The organism is Gordonia alkaliphila, assembly GCF_023017165.1.
Taxonomy (GTDB): domain Bacteria; phylum Actinomycetota; class Actinomycetes; order Mycobacteriales; family Mycobacteriaceae; genus Gordonia; species Gordonia alkaliphila.
On record NZ_JALKBW010000001.1, the window covers coordinates 1,874,761 to 1,889,630 of the forward strand.

Here is a 14,870-nt window from a genome sequence, read left to right on the forward strand (position 1 = left end):
CCGGATGTGGATAGAGGTGGAGGCGTGACCCAGATGATGAATGGTGCCGCGGCGTCCGATTCGCAGGGAAAGTGCCCGTTCATGGAGCAGGAAGGTTGGGACTTCACCAATCCGGACCTGCTCGAACAGGGCATTCCGATCGCGGAGTTCGCCGAGCTGCGTAAGACCGCGCCGGTCTGGTGGAACGAGCAGGCGCCCGGCAAGGGTGGCGGCTTCCATGACGGCGGCTACTGGGTGATCTCGCGACACAAGGACATTCGCGACATCTCGAAGAACGCGGCCGACTGGTCGACCGCCGAGAACGGCGCGATCATCCGCTTCGAGGACGACATGTCCCAGGACCAGATCGACGTCACCAAGGCGATCCTGATCAACCAGGATCCGCCGGAGCACACCCAGAAGCGCAAGATCGTTTCGCGTGCCTTCACCCCGAAGGCCGTCGGTGCGCTGGAGGAGAAGCTCGACGCTTCGGCGCGCCGCATCGTGAAGGCCGCCGCCGAGTCCGGCAAGGGTGACTTCGTGCACCAGGTCGCCGTCGACCTGCCGCTCGAAGCCATCGCCGACCTGCTCGGTGTGCCCGAGGCCGACCGCGTCAAGCTGTTCGACTGGTCCAACTCGATGATGAACGCCGACGACCCGGAGTTCACCACCGACCCGATGACCGCGTCGGCGGAGATCCTCGGCTACGGCTACAACATGGCCGAAGCGCGTCGCAAGTGCCCGGCCGACGACATCGTGACCACCCTGGTCAACGCCGACGTCGACGGTCACGCGTTGGACGAGGCCGAGTTCGGCTTCTTCTTCATCCTGCTGACCGTGGCCGGCAACGAGACCACGCGTAACGCGATCACGCACGGCATGAACGCCTTCCTGGACAACCCCGATCAGTGGGAGCTGTTCAAGAAGGAGCGCCCGGCCACCGCGATCGACGAGATCGTCCGCTGGGCCACCCCGGTGAACGTCTTCCAGCGCACCGCCAAGAACGACGTCGAGATCGACGGTCAGCTGATCAAGAAGGGCCAGCGCGTCGGCCTGTTCTACGGCTCGGCCAACTTCGACGAAGACGTCTTCGACGATCCGTACACCTTCAACATCATGCGCGACCCCAACCCGCACCTGGGCTTCGGCGGCAACGGCACCCACTTCTGCGTGGGCGCCAACCTGGCCCGCATGGAGATCAGCCTGATGTTCAACGCGCTGGCCGATCTGGTGCCCGACATCACCAAGCTCGAGCAGCCGCGTCGTCTGCGCCACGGCTGGATCAACGGCATCAAGGAACTCCAGGTCGACTATGGCGTCAAGTGACGGTGTGGCGGCGCAGCTGCCGCCCTACCTGAACATCGATCGGGAGAACAACCCGGCCGTCGTGGCCGGCCGTCGCTCCCGCGAGGCCGTGGCCGCGCGTGACAAGGACGCATGGCTGGCGAACTTCGCGGCCGACGGGATCGTCGAAGATCCCGTCGGACCGTCGATGTTCGACGAGGCCGGCGTCGGTCACCGTGGCGCCCAGGCGCTCTCCGAGTTCTGGGACAAGACCATCGGTACCACCGAGAAGATCGACTTCGTCTTCGACAAGGAGATCATCTGCGGCGACGAGGTCGCCTACATCGGCAAGATCGTCACCCACATCGCCGGCCACATCACCGAGGCCGAAGGCGTCTTCACCTACAAGGCGGACGCTGACGGCAACCTGGCGGCCCTGCGGGCCTTCTGGGAAGTGCAGAAGACCATGGAGTCGCTGCGCCCGGCCTAGTCTGGCATCGTCGAATTACGTTCAAGCCCTCGCCTCGCTGGCGGGGGCTTGAACGTTTTGGGGCTGGGTTGGATCGAGTTGGGCCGAGCGAATTCGAGTTGCGTTCACAAGCGCAACTGGTTACGGTTGCAGGTGTAGCCGATCTGGAAGGTGAATGAGATGGCTGTGAAGACTCGGAGTGTCCTGGTGGAAGGTCGCGAGCAGGAGTACGCGCAACGCTTGCTGGCTGAGGTCGGCGAGGATCTCTCTTCACTCGCTGTCTCCGACGGTGAGCAGCGCATGATCGCCGTGCCTAAGGAGCTGGTGGCGGTGATCGTCTCGGTGGTCGAGGCAGTGGCTGACGGCGCCAAGATCTCCGTCGAACGTCTGCCGGAGGAACTGACGACGACTGTGGCGGCAGACCAGCTCGGAGTCTCTCGGCCGGCGGTCATGAAGATGATCCAGCGTGGCGAGTTGGCGTCACACAAGGTCGGCACCCACCACCGTGTGCGTCTCGAGGATGTTTTAGAGCTCAAAAGAATTCGGCGAGAACGGCGACGCAAGGCGTTTGCGGACTTGCGGGCACTCGACGAAGAGCTGGAATCGTTCTGATTTTCTGCAGCGCTGGGTAGTGTGCGGCTTGTGAGTGCCACTCAGGTCTTCGTCGATGCGAACGTTCTCCGGTCAAGGACGCTGCGGGATTGGTTGTTCCTTCTTCGTGGGGAAGCTGAGGGCATGTTCGCACTGTGTGCCACGGAGGACGTGATTGCCGAGGTGGTTTACACTCTGCGGCGTGAAAAGCCATCCGCACCAGGGCATTTGACGCGTCGGGTGCACGATGTGATCAGCGAGAATCTCGACTATCGCGTCGAGAATTTCGAGTCGGCCGATGACGCGCGGTACCTCGGCAAGGATCCCAACGACGAGCACGTGCATGCGGCAGCGGTCTCGGCCGGAGTGGATATCGTCCTCACTGCCGACAAAGGTTTCACGACGTTGACACAGGACCAGCGCGACAGCCTGCCGTACGAGATCTATCACCCCGACGAATTCTTCATGCTGGTGGACGGTAGCGGTCCGCAATGCGTTCGCAACGTCGCGAAGTCGCAACTCGACTATTGGTCCTCAAGGTATCCCTGTGGAGGCGTCAATCTCGTGGATGTGCTCGAGAGATCGAACTGTCCGGGGTTTGCTGAGCGACTTCGATGGCACCTGCAGGAAATCTAGGGTGTCCGTGACTATGCGGTAGGACTTGTCCGGCCGCATATCGATTCTCGGGCTACGAACGGAGCGAGGCGGCATCGGAGTGGATGCCGCCTCGCCGGCTTCGGTGAGCTTCCAGTCCTCGTTCTCCGGCATGAAGCCGAGGTTCTCCAGCCACATCGGCTCGAACCAGGAGAACGGCACGGAGATCTCGGCCGCAAGTTGGACGGGGGCCTTTCGCGTTGGCGTGTCTAGCTGCCGGTGCGCTTGCCGAGCACGTTGCCGTCGACCGACAGCGGGCCCTGGGCGACGAAGCCGACGGCGATCAGGCCGGCGATGAGGGCCAGGTTGAATTCGTAGCCGCCGTCGCCGTTCCAGAAGCCCTGGTCCAGGTGGGTGGTGATGATGGCGCCGGCCATGTCGATGATCAGCAGGATCGCCGCCACCGGGACGGCCAGGCCGATGATCAGCGCCGCGCCGCCCACCAGCTCGACGATGCCGGCGAACCAGGCGGAGAAGGTGGGTGCCGGGACGCCCATGGCTTCGAAGCCGGTGGCGACATTGCCGATGCCGGTCTGGAAGAACTTCTGCCAGCCGTGGGCGAAGAAGATGACGCCCAGGATGATGCGCGCGATCGTGGTGGCGATGGACTGTGTCTGCGCTGATGTCGGCACGGGCGAACTCCTTGATTGTGGGAATGGAGTCACAAGCATAAACCGGACCGAGGTCCGTATGTTGAGCGGGGGCTGAGAATCTGTCGGCCGGATTCGACTTCGGCTGCGGCCGAGGGGGATTCACCAAAGCAGCGAGACGGCATCGGAGTGGATGCCGCCTCGCTGGTTGTTCCGCGCTGAGCCCGCTGGGAGCTCGGGAGGGTTACGGCTTGTCGGCCCCGACCACCCACATGGAGAAGTACTGCGAGCCGCCGCCGTAGGCGTGGCCGAAGGCCTTGCGGGCGCCTTCGACCTGGTGGTCGCCGGCCTTACCCATCACCTGGATGGCGGCCTCGGCGCACCGGATCATGCCGGAGGCGCCGATCGGGTTGGAGCTGAGCACGCCGCCGGAGGCGTTGACCGGCAGCTTGCCGCCGATCTCGGTCTCGCCGGCCTCGGTGAGCTTCCAACCCTCGTTCTCTGGCATGAAGCCGAGGTTCTCCAGCCACATCGGCTCGAACCAGGAGAACGGCACGTAGATCTCGGCCGCGTCGATCTCTTCGAGCGGGTTGGTGATCCCGGCGTCGCGCCACAGCGCGGCAGCCGCATCCCGACCGGCCTGCGGGCTCACCACGTTGCGGTGGCTGTAGCTCAGCGGCTCGGTGCGCATGGCGGTGGCATGGACCCACGCGACCGACCGGCCGTCGGCGATCGCGGCGTCGGCGGCGGCTTCGTCGCCGATCACCACGGCGCAGGCGCCGTCGGACGACGGGCAGGTCTCGTCGTAGCGGATCGGATCCCACAGCATCTGCGAAGCCATCACCTTGTCGACGGTGAGGTCGGGCTGGTGCAGGTGGGCGAGAGGGTTCTTGGCGCCGTTGCGGCGGTCCTTGGCGGCCACCATCGCGCCGATGTGCCCGGGTGCGCCCGAGTTGTTGATGTAGGCGCGCACGTGCGGGGCGAAGAAGCCGCCCGCGCCCGCGCCGACCGGCATGGTGAACGGCACGGCGATGGAGAGCGCCCACATCGCGTTGGATTCGGACTGCTTCTCCCACGACACGGCCAGCACGCGGCGGTGCACGCCGGAGGAGACCATCGACGAGCCGACGATGGCGGTGGAACCGCCGACCGAACCCGCGGTGTGCACGCGGATCATCTGCTTGCCCACGGCGCCGATGGCTTCGGCCATCGCCAGCTCCGGCATCATCGAGCCTTCGAAGAGGTCCGGCGCCTTGCCGATGACGATGGCGTCGATCTCGTCCATCGTCACCTGCGCGTCGACCAGCGCGCGGTCGATCGCCTCGCGGATCATGCCCGCCATGGTGACGTCGGTGCGCTTGGCCACGTACTTGGTCTGCCCGGTGCCCAGCACCGCAGAACGATTGCGTCCCATCAGTTCTCGCCTCCTGCGAGTGTCACGACCATGTTCTGCTGAAGCATCGGCCCGCTGCTGGCGTGCGCCAGCGCGGTCTGCGCCTCACCGGTGAGGATGGCCTGCGCGGCATAGCCGATCCGCTGCAGGCCGTTGGAGAAGAGCGAGTTGCCGGTGAGGGCTCCGCCCGAGGGGTTGATGCGCACCGAGTCCGGGAGTCGCAGCGCGTTGCGCACGATCAGCTCCTGGTGGGTGTAGGCGGCGTCGATCTCGGCGACGTCCACCGCGCGGCTGCGATCGCCGAAGGCGTTGTCGCCGGCCAGAGCCGTCGACGGCGACACGGTCAGGTCGCGGGCGCCGAAGGTGGGGCTGTCGATCCGGTGATCCCAGCCGGTGATGAACGCCGGGTTGGCGACCAGTTCGCGGGCCTTCTCCTCGGTGGCGATGATGACCGCGGCGGCGGCATCCGCGTACGGCGCGATGTCGTGCGCGCGCAGCGGATCGGCCACGTAGGCGGTGGCCAGCAGTTCCTCGACGTCGCCGCCGTGGGTGCGGGCGGCCACCTCGGCCATGTCCCGCTCGGTCCAGGTGCCGGCGTCCAGCCCGGCGCGTGCCTGCAGGCCGGCCATCGACCGGGCGTCGGGCAGCAGGGGAGCGACCGTGTACGGGTCGGTCTGCAGCGCGAGGGTCTTGTCCGAGTTGCCCGCGGAGGCCTTGCCGAAGCCGTAGGCCAAGGCGATGTCGACCTCGCCGGTCAGGATCTTGATCCACGCCTCGTACAGCGCCCAGGCGCCGTCCATCTCGACATGCGACTCGTTGATCGGCGGCACGGCGCCGATGGCGTCGATCGCGGAGATGAACGAGAACGCCCGTCCCGCAAGGTAATCCGACGATCCGCTGCACCAGAAGTCGATGTCCGACCGGGTGAGGCCGAGCTCGGAGTAGAGGTGGTTGAAGCAGGGCATCAGCATTTCGACACCGTTGGTGGTGCCGGTGGTGGAGGGCACCTTGCGGCTGTGCGCAAACCCCACGATGGCGATCTTCGGCAGTTCTGACTGACTCATATGGGTACGCCTCCTCTACAGGTGGTTCCGGTACGACTCGAACGGCGCGTCAGGCTCGCCGCTCGGTGCGAAGTGACTGACATTGCGCAGGGTGTGGTCCCACTCGGACTCCGGACGCCACACGGCCTTGACGCGCATGCCCATGCGGACGTCTTCGGCGGGGGTGTCCAGGATCAGGTGCAGGAACGGGATGTCGGCGCCGTCGAGCAGCACGTAGGCGGCCACGTACGGCGGCTTGATCTGCTGGCCCAGGAACGGGACGTTGACGATGCAGAAGGTGGTGATGGTGCCGGTGTCGGCGAGCTCCACCTGTCCGGTGGTGTGCGAGCCGTCGGCCGGGCTGGCCACGCGCGGCGGGAAGTACACCTCGCCGGTCGCGACGCGGCCGCCGAGCAGCTTGCCGCTCTTGAGGCCCTCGAGATACCAGGACTCCACCTCGGTGGCAGCGTGCATCACCGACAGCGCGATCGGGGTGGTGATGACGACGTTGCCGTCGGCGTCGGCGATCGATTCGGCGTCGGGGCTGTTGACCGCGTCCGACGGTGCGTCCCCGGGCACGAAGGCGGCGATGTCGTCGATACGGCCGGTGCGGACCGGCCGCCACGTGGCGTGCACGCGCATGCCGGTGGACATCTGCTCGGGACCGTCGACGTCGACCACGTGCAGGAGAGCGCCGTCGGCGCCGTCGAGCTTGATCAGAGCGAAGGCGAACGGCTTCGAAAGCGCCTGTCCGACAATCGGTTCCGGCTGCCAGGACCAGCTGACGACGGTGCCGCTGTTGCCCACCTCGACCAGTTCAGTGGTGGGCTGGCCGGTGGCCGGGTCGAACTCGACCGGCGGGACCAGGGTGCGGCCGTCGGAGGTGCGTCCGCCGAGGATGCGGCCGTCGCGCAGGGCGAGGGCGAACGGCGAGAGCACCGGTCCGAGGGAGCGGGTGTAGTCGAAGGAGATGGCGAGCTCGGATTCGAGGATCTTCGTGGTGGGAAGGGGGACCTCGACTTGCGGGCTCGATGGCACGTGTGGTGTCGATGCGCTGGTGGTCACTTTCGAATTAGAACAGGTTCTAGTATGGCGTGCAAGCACATCACCGGAGGATGAGAATGAAACTTGGTCTGCAACTGGGCTATTGGGGCGCGGGCCCGATGACGGAGGCCGCCGCGCTGATCCGCGCGGCCGAGGACGTCGGCTTCGATTCGGTGTTCACCGCGGAGTCGTGGGGCTCGGACGCGTACACCCCGCTGGCGTGGTGGGGAGCCGCCACCTCGCGGGTGCGCCTCGGCACCGCGGTGGCACAGCTGTCCGCGCGACCGCCGACCTCGTTGGCGATGGCCGCGCTGACCCTGGACCATCTCTCCGGCGGTCGGCACATCATCGGGCTCGGCGTCTCCGGTCCGCAGGTGGTGGAGGGCTGGTACGGCCAGCCCTTCGAGAAGCCGCTGGCCCGCACGCGCGAGTACGTGCGGATCGTGCGCGACGTCCTGGCCCGTGAGGCACCGGTGACCAGCGCCGGACCGCACTACCCGCTGCCGCTGCCCGCCGACGCCGCCGGCTCCGCCGGACTGGGCAAGCCGCTAAAGCCGATCACCCACCCGCTGCGCGCGGACATCCCGATCTGGCTCGGCGCGGAGGGGCCGAAGAATGTGGCGCAGACCGCGGAGATCGCCGACGGCTGGCTCGCCATCTTCTTCTCCCCGCGCATGGCCGGGCAGTACAACGAGTGGCTCGACGAAGGCTTCGCGCGCCCCGGTGCGCGTCGTTCCCGCGAGGACTTCGAGGTGGCCGCCACCGTGCAGTGCGTCATCACCGACGACGTCGCCGCCGCACTGGATCGCTACCGGCCGTCGACCGCCCTGTACGTCGGCGGCATGGGCGCCAAGGAACGGAACTTCCACGCCGAGCTGTACACGCGGATGGGCTACGGCGAGGCCGTCGCTGACATCGGCCGTCTGTTCCAAGCCGGCCGTAAGGCCGAGGCCGTCGCCGCGGTGCCCGACGAGATGGTCCGCGAGACCATGCTGCTCGGCACCGCCGACGAAGTGCGCTCGCAGATCGGCGACTGGGAGGCCTCCGGCGTCACCACCCTGATGGTCACCGCCCGCGACGTGCCGACCATCGAGGCGCTGGGCACCCTGGTCGACGGCGTCTGACCTCGCCCGCTCCCTGACCTCGTCGAAGGGTCTTCTCGTCTTGCCATGAGAGGAGCGCGGAGGGCTCGAGCTGTCGAAATGCGTTCGCCCCGTCGGTCTAGACCGGCGGGGCGAACGGAGAACGACTGAGCGAGCCGAGATCGGCGGGGCTTCGACCCTTCGACAAGCTCAGGGACCGCAAGCTCCGCCGGCGGGGTCAAGCTCAGCCGGCGAGAACCAGCTCAGCCGGCAGGGCGGGCGACTACTGGCCCGTGAAGACCGGCTTCTCCTTGTTGGCGAAGGAGCGGGGGCCGATCTTGGCGTCGGCCGACTGGAAGACCTTCGCGCCCAGCTCGGCGTCGATCTTGAAGGCCTCTTCCTCGTGCAGGCCTTCGCTGTCGCGGATGGTCTTGAGGATGGCCTGCACGGCGAGGGGGCCGTTGGCGGCGATCTGGTCGGCGATCTCCAGGGCCTTGTCCAGCGCGGTGCCGTCGGGTACGACGTAACCGACCAGGCCGTACTCCTTGGCCTCGGCGGCGGTGATGTGCCGGCCGGTCAGCAGGATGTCGCAGGCGATGGTGTACGGAATCTGGCGAACCAGGCGCACGGCGCTGCCGCCCAGCGGGAACAGGCCCCACTTGGCTTCGGAGACACCGAACTTGGCGCTCTCGGCGGCGACGCGGATGTCGGTGCCCTGCAGGATCTCGGTGCCGCCGGCGATGGCCGGGCCCTCCACCGCGGCGATCAGCGGCTTGGTGAGACGTCGTCCCTTGAGGAGAGCGGGGAGCTTGGTCAGATCCCAGCCGCCCTTGGCGAACGAGTCGCCGGGCGCGGAACGGTTCATCGCCTTGAGGTCGGCGCCGGCGCAGAAGTAGCCGCCGGCTCCGGTCAGGATCGCGACGCGGATGTCGGGATCGGCGTCGACCTGGTCCCAGGCCGCTTCCATGATGCGCATCATCTCGCTGGAGAGCGCGTTGCGCGCCTCGGGGCGGTTCATCGTGATGATGAGAACGTGCCCGCGCTTCTCGACGAGGCACTCGGGGGCAGTATCGGACATGGAGACCTCCTTGGTCAATCACTTGCCGCGCACAGTAACACGTTCTAGTTTTAGTGCATGGCCTACACCATTGGGGACCTCTTCGAGCACGCCGTCGACCTGATGCCCGAGCGCATCGCGCTGGAATCGGGCGACCGCAAGCGCACCTACGCGGAGTTGGAGGAGCGCAGTAACGCGCTGGCGCACACCCTGCGTGAGCTGGGGGTCCAGCCCGGCGATGCGGTGGGCCTGTACAGCAGAAACACCATCGAAGCCGTCGAGGCGATGCTGGCCATCTTCAAGGCCCGCGCGGTGATGGCGAACGTCAACTACCGGTACGTGGAGCACGAGCTGGAGCACCTGTTCACCGACTCCGGGATGAAGGTGCTCATCCACGAGCAGCAGTACACCGACCGCGTGCTGAACGTGTTATCGAAAACGCCCACCGCGATCACCGCGCGCATCGTGATCGACGACGAGACCCCGGCGATCGACGACGACGGACACCGCTACGAGGACGTTCTCGCGCGCGGCCGCACGGACCGGGATTTCGAAGAGCGCACCAACGACGACCTGTACATGCTCTACACCGGCGGCACCACGGGTAAGCCCAAGGGCGTCGTCTGGCGGCAGGAGGACGTCTGGCGCGTCCTCGGCGGCGGCATCGACTGGTACAGCGGCCGCCCCATCGAGGACGAGTGGGAGCACGCGCGCACCGGCGCCGACTCCGGGCAGCTGGTGCGGTTCGCGATACCGCCGTTCATCCACGGCGGCAGCCAGTGGGCCATCTTCCAGTCGCTGTTCGCCGGCGGCAAAGCGGTGGTCTACCCGGAGTTCGAGCCGCACGCCATCTGGCAGGCCGTCGCCGACCACGGGGTCAACGTCGTCTTCATCACCGGCGACGCCATGGCTCGCCCGATGATCGACGCCCTGGACGAGCGCGACTACGACACCTCCACCGTGGTCTCGGTGGCCTCGTCGGCCGCGCTCTTCTCACCCGCGGTCAAGGACCGCTACCTCGAACGCTTCCCGAACGCGGTGATCGTCGACGCCATCGGCTCCTCGGAGACCGGTTTCGGCGGCATGGGCATGGCGGTCAAGGGCAAGAGCCGCGTCGGCGCGCCGACGGTCAAGGCCGACCCGGAGACCCACGTCCTCCGCGAGGACGGCACCCCGGTGACCCCCGGCAGCGGGGAAGTCGGCGTGCTGGCCCGCTCCGGCCACATCCCGCTGCGCTACCACGGCGATCCGGTCAAGTCCGCGAAGACCTTCGTGGTCTACGACGGCGTGCGGTACTCGCTGCCCGGCGACCACGCCGTCCTCGAAGCCGACGGCACCATCACCATGCTGGGCCGCGGCTCGGGCTCGATCAACACCGGCGGCGAGAAGGTCTTCCCGGAGGAAGTCGAGGCCGCGCTCAAGGGCCATCCCGCCGTGCTCGACACCGTGGTGGTCGGCGTGCCCGACGACCGCTTCGGCCAGCGCGTGGCCGCCGTGATCGCCACCCGCGACGGCGCCCGCCCGTCCCTGAACGACCTGAACGCGACCGTTCGCACCGAGCTCGCCGGCTACAAGTGCCCGCGCAGCGTCTGGTTCGTCGAGGTCGTGAAGCGCTCTCCCGCAGGCAAACCCGACTATCGCTGGGCGGCGGAGATCGCCGCCTCCCGCGACCCCGATGACAGCTCCACCCCCGGCAATACCGCAACGAAAGTGTGAAATGACCGCACCCAAGATCCGTACCGCACTCACCGAGAAGTTCGGCATCGACTACCCCATCTTCGGCTTCACGCCGAGCCAGGACGTCGCCGCGGCCATCAGCCGCGCCGGCGGCCTGGGCGTCCTCGGCTGTGTCCGCTTCAACGACCCGGGCGAGCTCGACGAGGTCCTCGAGTGGATGCACGAGAACACCGACGGCAAGCCCTTCGGCGTCGACGTCGTGATGCCCGCCAAGATCCCCACCGAGGGCTCCAAGGTGGACCTGGACTCGATGATCCCGCCTGAGCACCGGGCCTTCGTGGAGCGCACGCTCGACGACCTCGGCGTCCCGCCGCTGCCGGAGGGCGAGGACCGCATCAACACCGGCGTCCTCGGCTGGCTGCACTCGGTGGCCCGCTCGCACGTCGACGTCTCCATGGAGCACGCCCGCAAGTACGGCCAGATCAAGCTGATCGCCAACGCGCTGGGCTCGCCGCCCGACGACGTCATCGCGCTCTCGCATGAGAACGGCGTCGCCGTCGCCGCGCTGGCCGGCTCCACCCACCACGCGCTGAACCACGTGAGCGCGGGCGTCGACATCGTCATCGCTCAGGGCTACGAGGGCGGCGGCCACACCGGTGAGGTCACCTCGATGGTGCTGTGGCCCGAGGTGGTCGACGCCGTGGGCTCGGCCCCGGTGCTCGCTGCCGGCGGCGTGGGCAGCGGCCGCCAGATGGCCGCGGCGCTGGCGCTGGGCGCGCAGGGCGTGTGGATGGGCACCTACTGGCTCACCGCCGCCGAGTACAAGCTGGGCGCATCCGGCGACGGACCGTCGACCGTCCAGAAGGCGCTCCTGAAGGCCACCTCGCGCGACACCGTGCGCAGCCGGATCTACTCGGGCAAGCCCGCGCGTCTGCTCAAGACCAAGTGGACGCAGGCCTGGGAGGCCGAGGGGGCGCCCGACGCACTGCCGATGCCGCTGCAGAACCTGCTCGTCGGCGAGGCGCACGCGCGCATCTCGGTGAGCGACGACCCCGAGGTGGTCGCCATGCCGGCCGGTCAGATCGTGGGCCGCTGCAACGACATCGTGCCGGTGGCGGACATGATCGCCGACATGGTCGCCGAGTACACCGAGGCCGTGGCCCGGATGGACAAGTCGCTGGGCTGACACCGGTGGCGGGACCGTCGTTCCCGCGAGACGATTCCGCTCCCGCGGGCCTGGAGAAGGCCCGCGGGAGCGGAATGCTTTCGCGGCAACGGAGACGTCTCGCGGGAGCGGACCCTTCGATGGGCTCAGGGAGCGACGATGTGGCTCAGGGAGCGGGCGCGGTCAGAGCCACCAGTCGGGTTCGCCGAGGGTGGCGGTGAGGCCGGCGCGGGAGGTCTTGAACGTCGCGGTCTCGCGGAGTTCGTCCACCAGCCACACCTGCGTCGGGTGCTGCTTGGGACCCAGATCGTCTTGTGCCGCAAGGAAATCCAGGAAGTCGACGCGGTCCAGGCCGGGCGCGACGAGCAGTGCGCCCACCTCGTCGCCGATCTCGGCGACGACGCCGAAGACCAGCGCGTGCTGCACCGCCGGATGGCGCTGCAGAACCCGCTCGATGGGCGCGGTGCCGAGATTCTCCCCGTCCACGCGCAGCCAGTCGCCGAGGCGGCCGGCGAAGTGCACGAAGCCGCCGTCGTCCACCCAGCCGAGATCGCCGGTGCGGTACATGCCGCCGCGGAGGCGGTCCTCGGTGGCCGCGTCGTCGCGGTAGTAGCCGTCGAACAGGCCCGGTCCGGAGCTGTTGACGATCTCGCCGACCTCGCCCACCGCGACCGGTCGGCCGGTCGCCGGATCCACGACGGCCACCGGCTCGCGCAGCGGACCGAGCGCATCGTCGGGCGTCTCCGGGGTCCGCGTGATCGCCACGCCGCCCTCGGTGGAGCCGAAACCGTCGATCACCCGGGCGCCGAAGCGACGGGCGAACTCGGCGCGATCGGCGGCGGTGGCCTCGTTGCCGTACATGATGCGCAACGACGTCTGCGCGTCGTCGGGCTGTTCGGGCGTGGCCAGGATGTAGTGCAGCGGCTTGCCGACGTAGTTCGCGTACGTCACGCCGTAGCGCCGGAGATCGGCGCCGAAACCACTGGCGGAGAAGCGCTTTCGCAGAACGATCGACGCCGCGCCTGCCGCGGCCACCGACCAGCCCGCGATCAGGGCATTGGAGTGGAACATCGGCATGGCCAGGTGCACCACGTCGTCGGCGCCGATGCGGAAGCGATGGGCGAGCATCTTCCCGGCGGCGGCGAACTTGCGCTGACTGCAGCGCACGGCCTTCGGGTCCCCGGTGGTGCCGGAGGTGAAGATCAGCATCACCAGGTCGTCCGGATCGGCCTGCGGCACCGCGGGTGGACCCGGCGGAACGTCAGCGGCGGCCGTCGCCAGCAGGTCCTGCCAGACGGGGCCGTCGACGTCGATCACCGGCACTCCGGAAGCGGCCAGGTCGTCGCCGAGCAGGTCGCGGGTGGACGCATCCACCAGCACCGCCTGGCAATCCGACCGCTTGACGTCGGCGATCAACGCCGCCCCGCGGCGGGTGGGATTCAGGCCCACCAGCACGCAGCCGCCGAACGCGGCCGCGCCGAACAGGTAACTGAACTCCGGGGTGTTCGGAAGGAGGACCCCCACGTGCGGGGGCCGAGCCGGGTGGAGCAGCGCCCGCAGCGCGACCACCCGCAGCGCACTGGCTGCCAGATGGTCGCGCCACGAGACGAACTCGTCGCCGGCGTGCACGCCGCGATCGGTGACCCCGACGAGCGGGGCCAGCAGTTCGGTCAGCGTGCGGCGGTCGGTGACCGCGGGCTCGTTCACCCGAGGGCGCCGGCCGCGATCAGGTCGCCCAACTGGTCCAGGACCACCGGGGCCGAGCCGTAGGTGAACTCGTTCGCCTTGGCGCGCAGGAAGTACCGGTGCGCCGGGTGCGAGGTGTCCAGGCCGACCCCGCCGTGCACGTGTACGGCGGTGTGGGCCACCCGGTGGCCGGCGTCGTCGGCCCAGAATTTGGCCGTCGCGACGGCACCGGTGATCTCGTCCGCGGTGCACTCGGCCTGCCCGGACATCAGCCACGCTGCCTGCGCGGTGCTCAGCGCGAGTCCCTGGGCGTCGATGTAGCCGTCGGCCAGACGCTGCGCGACGGCCTGGAACGAGCCGATCGGCCGACCGAACTGTTCGCGTTCGCGGGCGTAGACGGCGGTGGCCTCCAGCGCGGCGGAGACCGCGCCGGACTGATCGGCGGCCACGCCGAGGCGCAGCAGATCGGCCACGTGGGTCACGGTGGCGCTGCCGCCGGACAGCACATCGTCGTCGGACACCACGACGCCGTCGAACTCCACCGTGAAGGTCGGCAGCAGGCCGGTGCTCGGGGTGGCGACGAGGTTGACGCCGGTCGCGGCGGTACGGACCACGGCGACCACGGGGCCGTCCGGTCCCATGGCGTTGACCAGCAGTGCGGTCGCGGCTTCGGCGTAGGGCACGTTGACCTTCACGCCGGAGAGCACGCCGCCGGTGATCGTCGTCGACGGCTCCAGCGCGGACACGCCGAGGTCTTCCTCGAACGCGGCGCTGAGGATCACCTCGCCGGTGCACGCCGGGCGCACCAGTTCGTCGATGAGGGCGGCCGAACCGAAGCGGCTGGTCGCGGGCACGGCGGCGACCGCGTGCGGGCCGTAGGGGACGCGAGCCAGGTGCCGGCCGAGCGCGGTGGCCACCGCGACGGTCTCCTCGGCGCCGAGGGCGTCGTCGCCGCTCACCTCGGGGGCGGCGGCCAGGCCGAGCAGGCCCGCGGAGCCCAGTTCACGCCACAGCTGCTCGTCGAGCGGTGCCGCGGCGGCCTCCAACTCGGCGACGCGGTCCGCGGTGCTGACGGCGGCGGCGATGTCGGCGGCCAGGGGGCCCACCTCGCCGGCGGCTTCGGAAGGATTGAAGTCCATGATGTCTCTCTTCGCCT

General features: G+C 68.4%; 14 protein-coding genes and 1 pseudogene. 7 read left to right on the top strand and 8 right to left on the bottom strand.

The window, feature by feature from the left end; translation table 11 throughout:
- The first annotated feature begins 33 nt into the window (after positions 1 to 33).
- The 4 genes from MUG78_RS08435 (at position 34) to MUG78_RS08450 (ending at position 2,959) form a co-directional block, all read left to right on the top strand.
- Complete coding sequence (locus tag MUG78_RS08435; RefSeq protein ID WP_246996927.1) at positions 34 to 1,305, top strand: cytochrome P450; 1,272 nt, start codon at positions 34 to 36, stop codon at positions 1,303 to 1,305.
- Positions 1,292 to 1,753, top strand: coding sequence for a nuclear transport factor 2 family protein (locus MUG78_RS08440; protein ID WP_246993818.1), 462 nt, complete (start codon positions 1,292 to 1,294; stop codon positions 1,751 to 1,753). The genes MUG78_RS08435 and MUG78_RS08440 overlap by 14 nt, the downstream gene beginning before the upstream one ends.
- A 159-nt stretch (positions 1,754 to 1,912) precedes the next feature.
- Positions 1,913 to 2,344, top strand: coding sequence for a helix-turn-helix domain-containing protein (locus tag MUG78_RS08445; RefSeq protein WP_246993820.1), 432 nt, complete (start codon positions 1,913 to 1,915; stop codon positions 2,342 to 2,344).
- Positions 2,345 to 2,374: 30 nt separating this feature from the next.
- Positions 2,375 to 2,959, top strand: a complete 585-nt coding sequence (locus MUG78_RS08450) for a type II toxin-antitoxin system VapC family toxin (RefSeq protein WP_246993822.1) — start codon at positions 2,375 to 2,377, stop codon at positions 2,957 to 2,959.
- Positions 2,960 to 3,049: 90 nt separating this feature from the next.
- Here MUG78_RS08450 and MUG78_RS18430 read toward each other — a convergent pair.
- The 5 genes and pseudogenes from MUG78_RS18430 to MUG78_RS08470 form a co-directional block, all read right to left on the bottom strand.
- Positions 3,050 to 3,226: pseudogene (locus MUG78_RS18430) on the bottom strand (thiolase domain-containing protein); the annotation flags it as partial.
- Positions 3,187 to 3,609 (bottom strand): DoxX family protein, encoded by a 423-nt coding sequence (locus tag MUG78_RS08455; protein ID WP_246993824.1) that lies wholly within the window; start codon positions 3,607 to 3,609, stop codon positions 3,187 to 3,189. The pseudogene MUG78_RS18430 and the gene MUG78_RS08455, both read right to left, overlap by 40 nt.
- Positions 3,610 to 3,811: 202 nt before the next feature.
- Positions 3,812 to 4,981, bottom strand: coding sequence for a thiolase family protein (locus MUG78_RS08460; RefSeq protein ID WP_246993826.1), 1,170 nt, complete (start codon positions 4,979 to 4,981; stop codon positions 3,812 to 3,814).
- Positions 4,981 to 6,024, bottom strand: coding sequence for a thiolase family protein (locus MUG78_RS08465; protein ID WP_246993828.1), 1,044 nt, complete (start codon positions 6,022 to 6,024; stop codon positions 4,981 to 4,983). The genes MUG78_RS08460 and MUG78_RS08465 overlap by 1 nt, the downstream gene beginning before the upstream one ends.
- Positions 6,025 to 6,039: 15 nt before the next feature.
- Positions 6,040 to 7,068, bottom strand: coding sequence for a Zn-ribbon domain-containing OB-fold protein (locus MUG78_RS08470; RefSeq protein ID WP_246993830.1), 1,029 nt, complete (start codon positions 7,066 to 7,068; stop codon positions 6,040 to 6,042).
- 56 nt (positions 7,069 to 7,124) lie between these two features.
- Here MUG78_RS08470 and MUG78_RS08475 point away from each other — a divergent pair, with 56 nt between their 5' ends.
- Positions 7,125 to 8,171 carry an LLM class F420-dependent oxidoreductase gene (locus MUG78_RS08475; RefSeq protein WP_246993832.1) on the top strand — a complete coding sequence of 349 codons (1,047 nt, stop codon included), beginning with the start codon at positions 7,125 to 7,127 and terminating at the stop codon, positions 8,169 to 8,171.
- A gap of 241 nt (positions 8,172 to 8,412) precedes the next feature.
- On the opposite strand, the gene MUG78_RS08480 is transcribed toward MUG78_RS08475, so the two are convergent.
- Complete coding sequence (locus MUG78_RS08480; protein ID WP_246993834.1) at positions 8,413 to 9,207, bottom strand: crotonase/enoyl-CoA hydratase family protein; 795 nt, start codon at positions 9,205 to 9,207, stop codon at positions 8,413 to 8,415.
- A 57-nt stretch (positions 9,208 to 9,264) separates the two neighbouring features.
- Here MUG78_RS08480 and MUG78_RS08485 point away from each other — a divergent pair, with 57 nt between their 5' ends.
- The gene (locus tag MUG78_RS08485) at positions 9,265 to 10,902 is read left to right on the top strand and encodes an acyl-CoA synthetase (RefSeq protein ID WP_246993836.1); all 1,638 of its coding nucleotides are present in this window, start codon (positions 9,265 to 9,267) and stop codon (positions 10,900 to 10,902) included.
- A 16-nt stretch (positions 10,903 to 10,918) separates the two neighbouring features.
- Positions 10,919 to 12,049, top strand: a complete 1,131-nt coding sequence (locus MUG78_RS08490) for an NAD(P)H-dependent flavin oxidoreductase (protein ID WP_246996929.1) — start codon at positions 10,919 to 10,921, stop codon at positions 12,047 to 12,049.
- A gap of 162 nt (positions 12,050 to 12,211) precedes the next feature.
- On the opposite strand, the gene MUG78_RS08495 is transcribed toward MUG78_RS08490, so the two are convergent.
- Both MUG78_RS08495 and MUG78_RS08500 read right to left on the bottom strand, forming a co-directional pair.
- Entirely contained in the window at positions 12,212 to 13,735 is a 1,524-nt protein-coding gene (locus MUG78_RS08495; RefSeq protein ID WP_246993838.1) for an AMP-binding protein, read from the bottom strand.
- Positions 13,732 to 14,853, bottom strand: a complete 1,122-nt coding sequence (locus tag MUG78_RS08500; RefSeq protein ID WP_246993840.1) for an acyl-CoA dehydrogenase family protein — start codon at positions 14,851 to 14,853, stop codon at positions 13,732 to 13,734. The genes MUG78_RS08495 and MUG78_RS08500 overlap by 4 nt, the downstream gene beginning before the upstream one ends.
- Between the last annotated feature and the right edge of the window lie 17 nt (positions 14,854 to 14,870).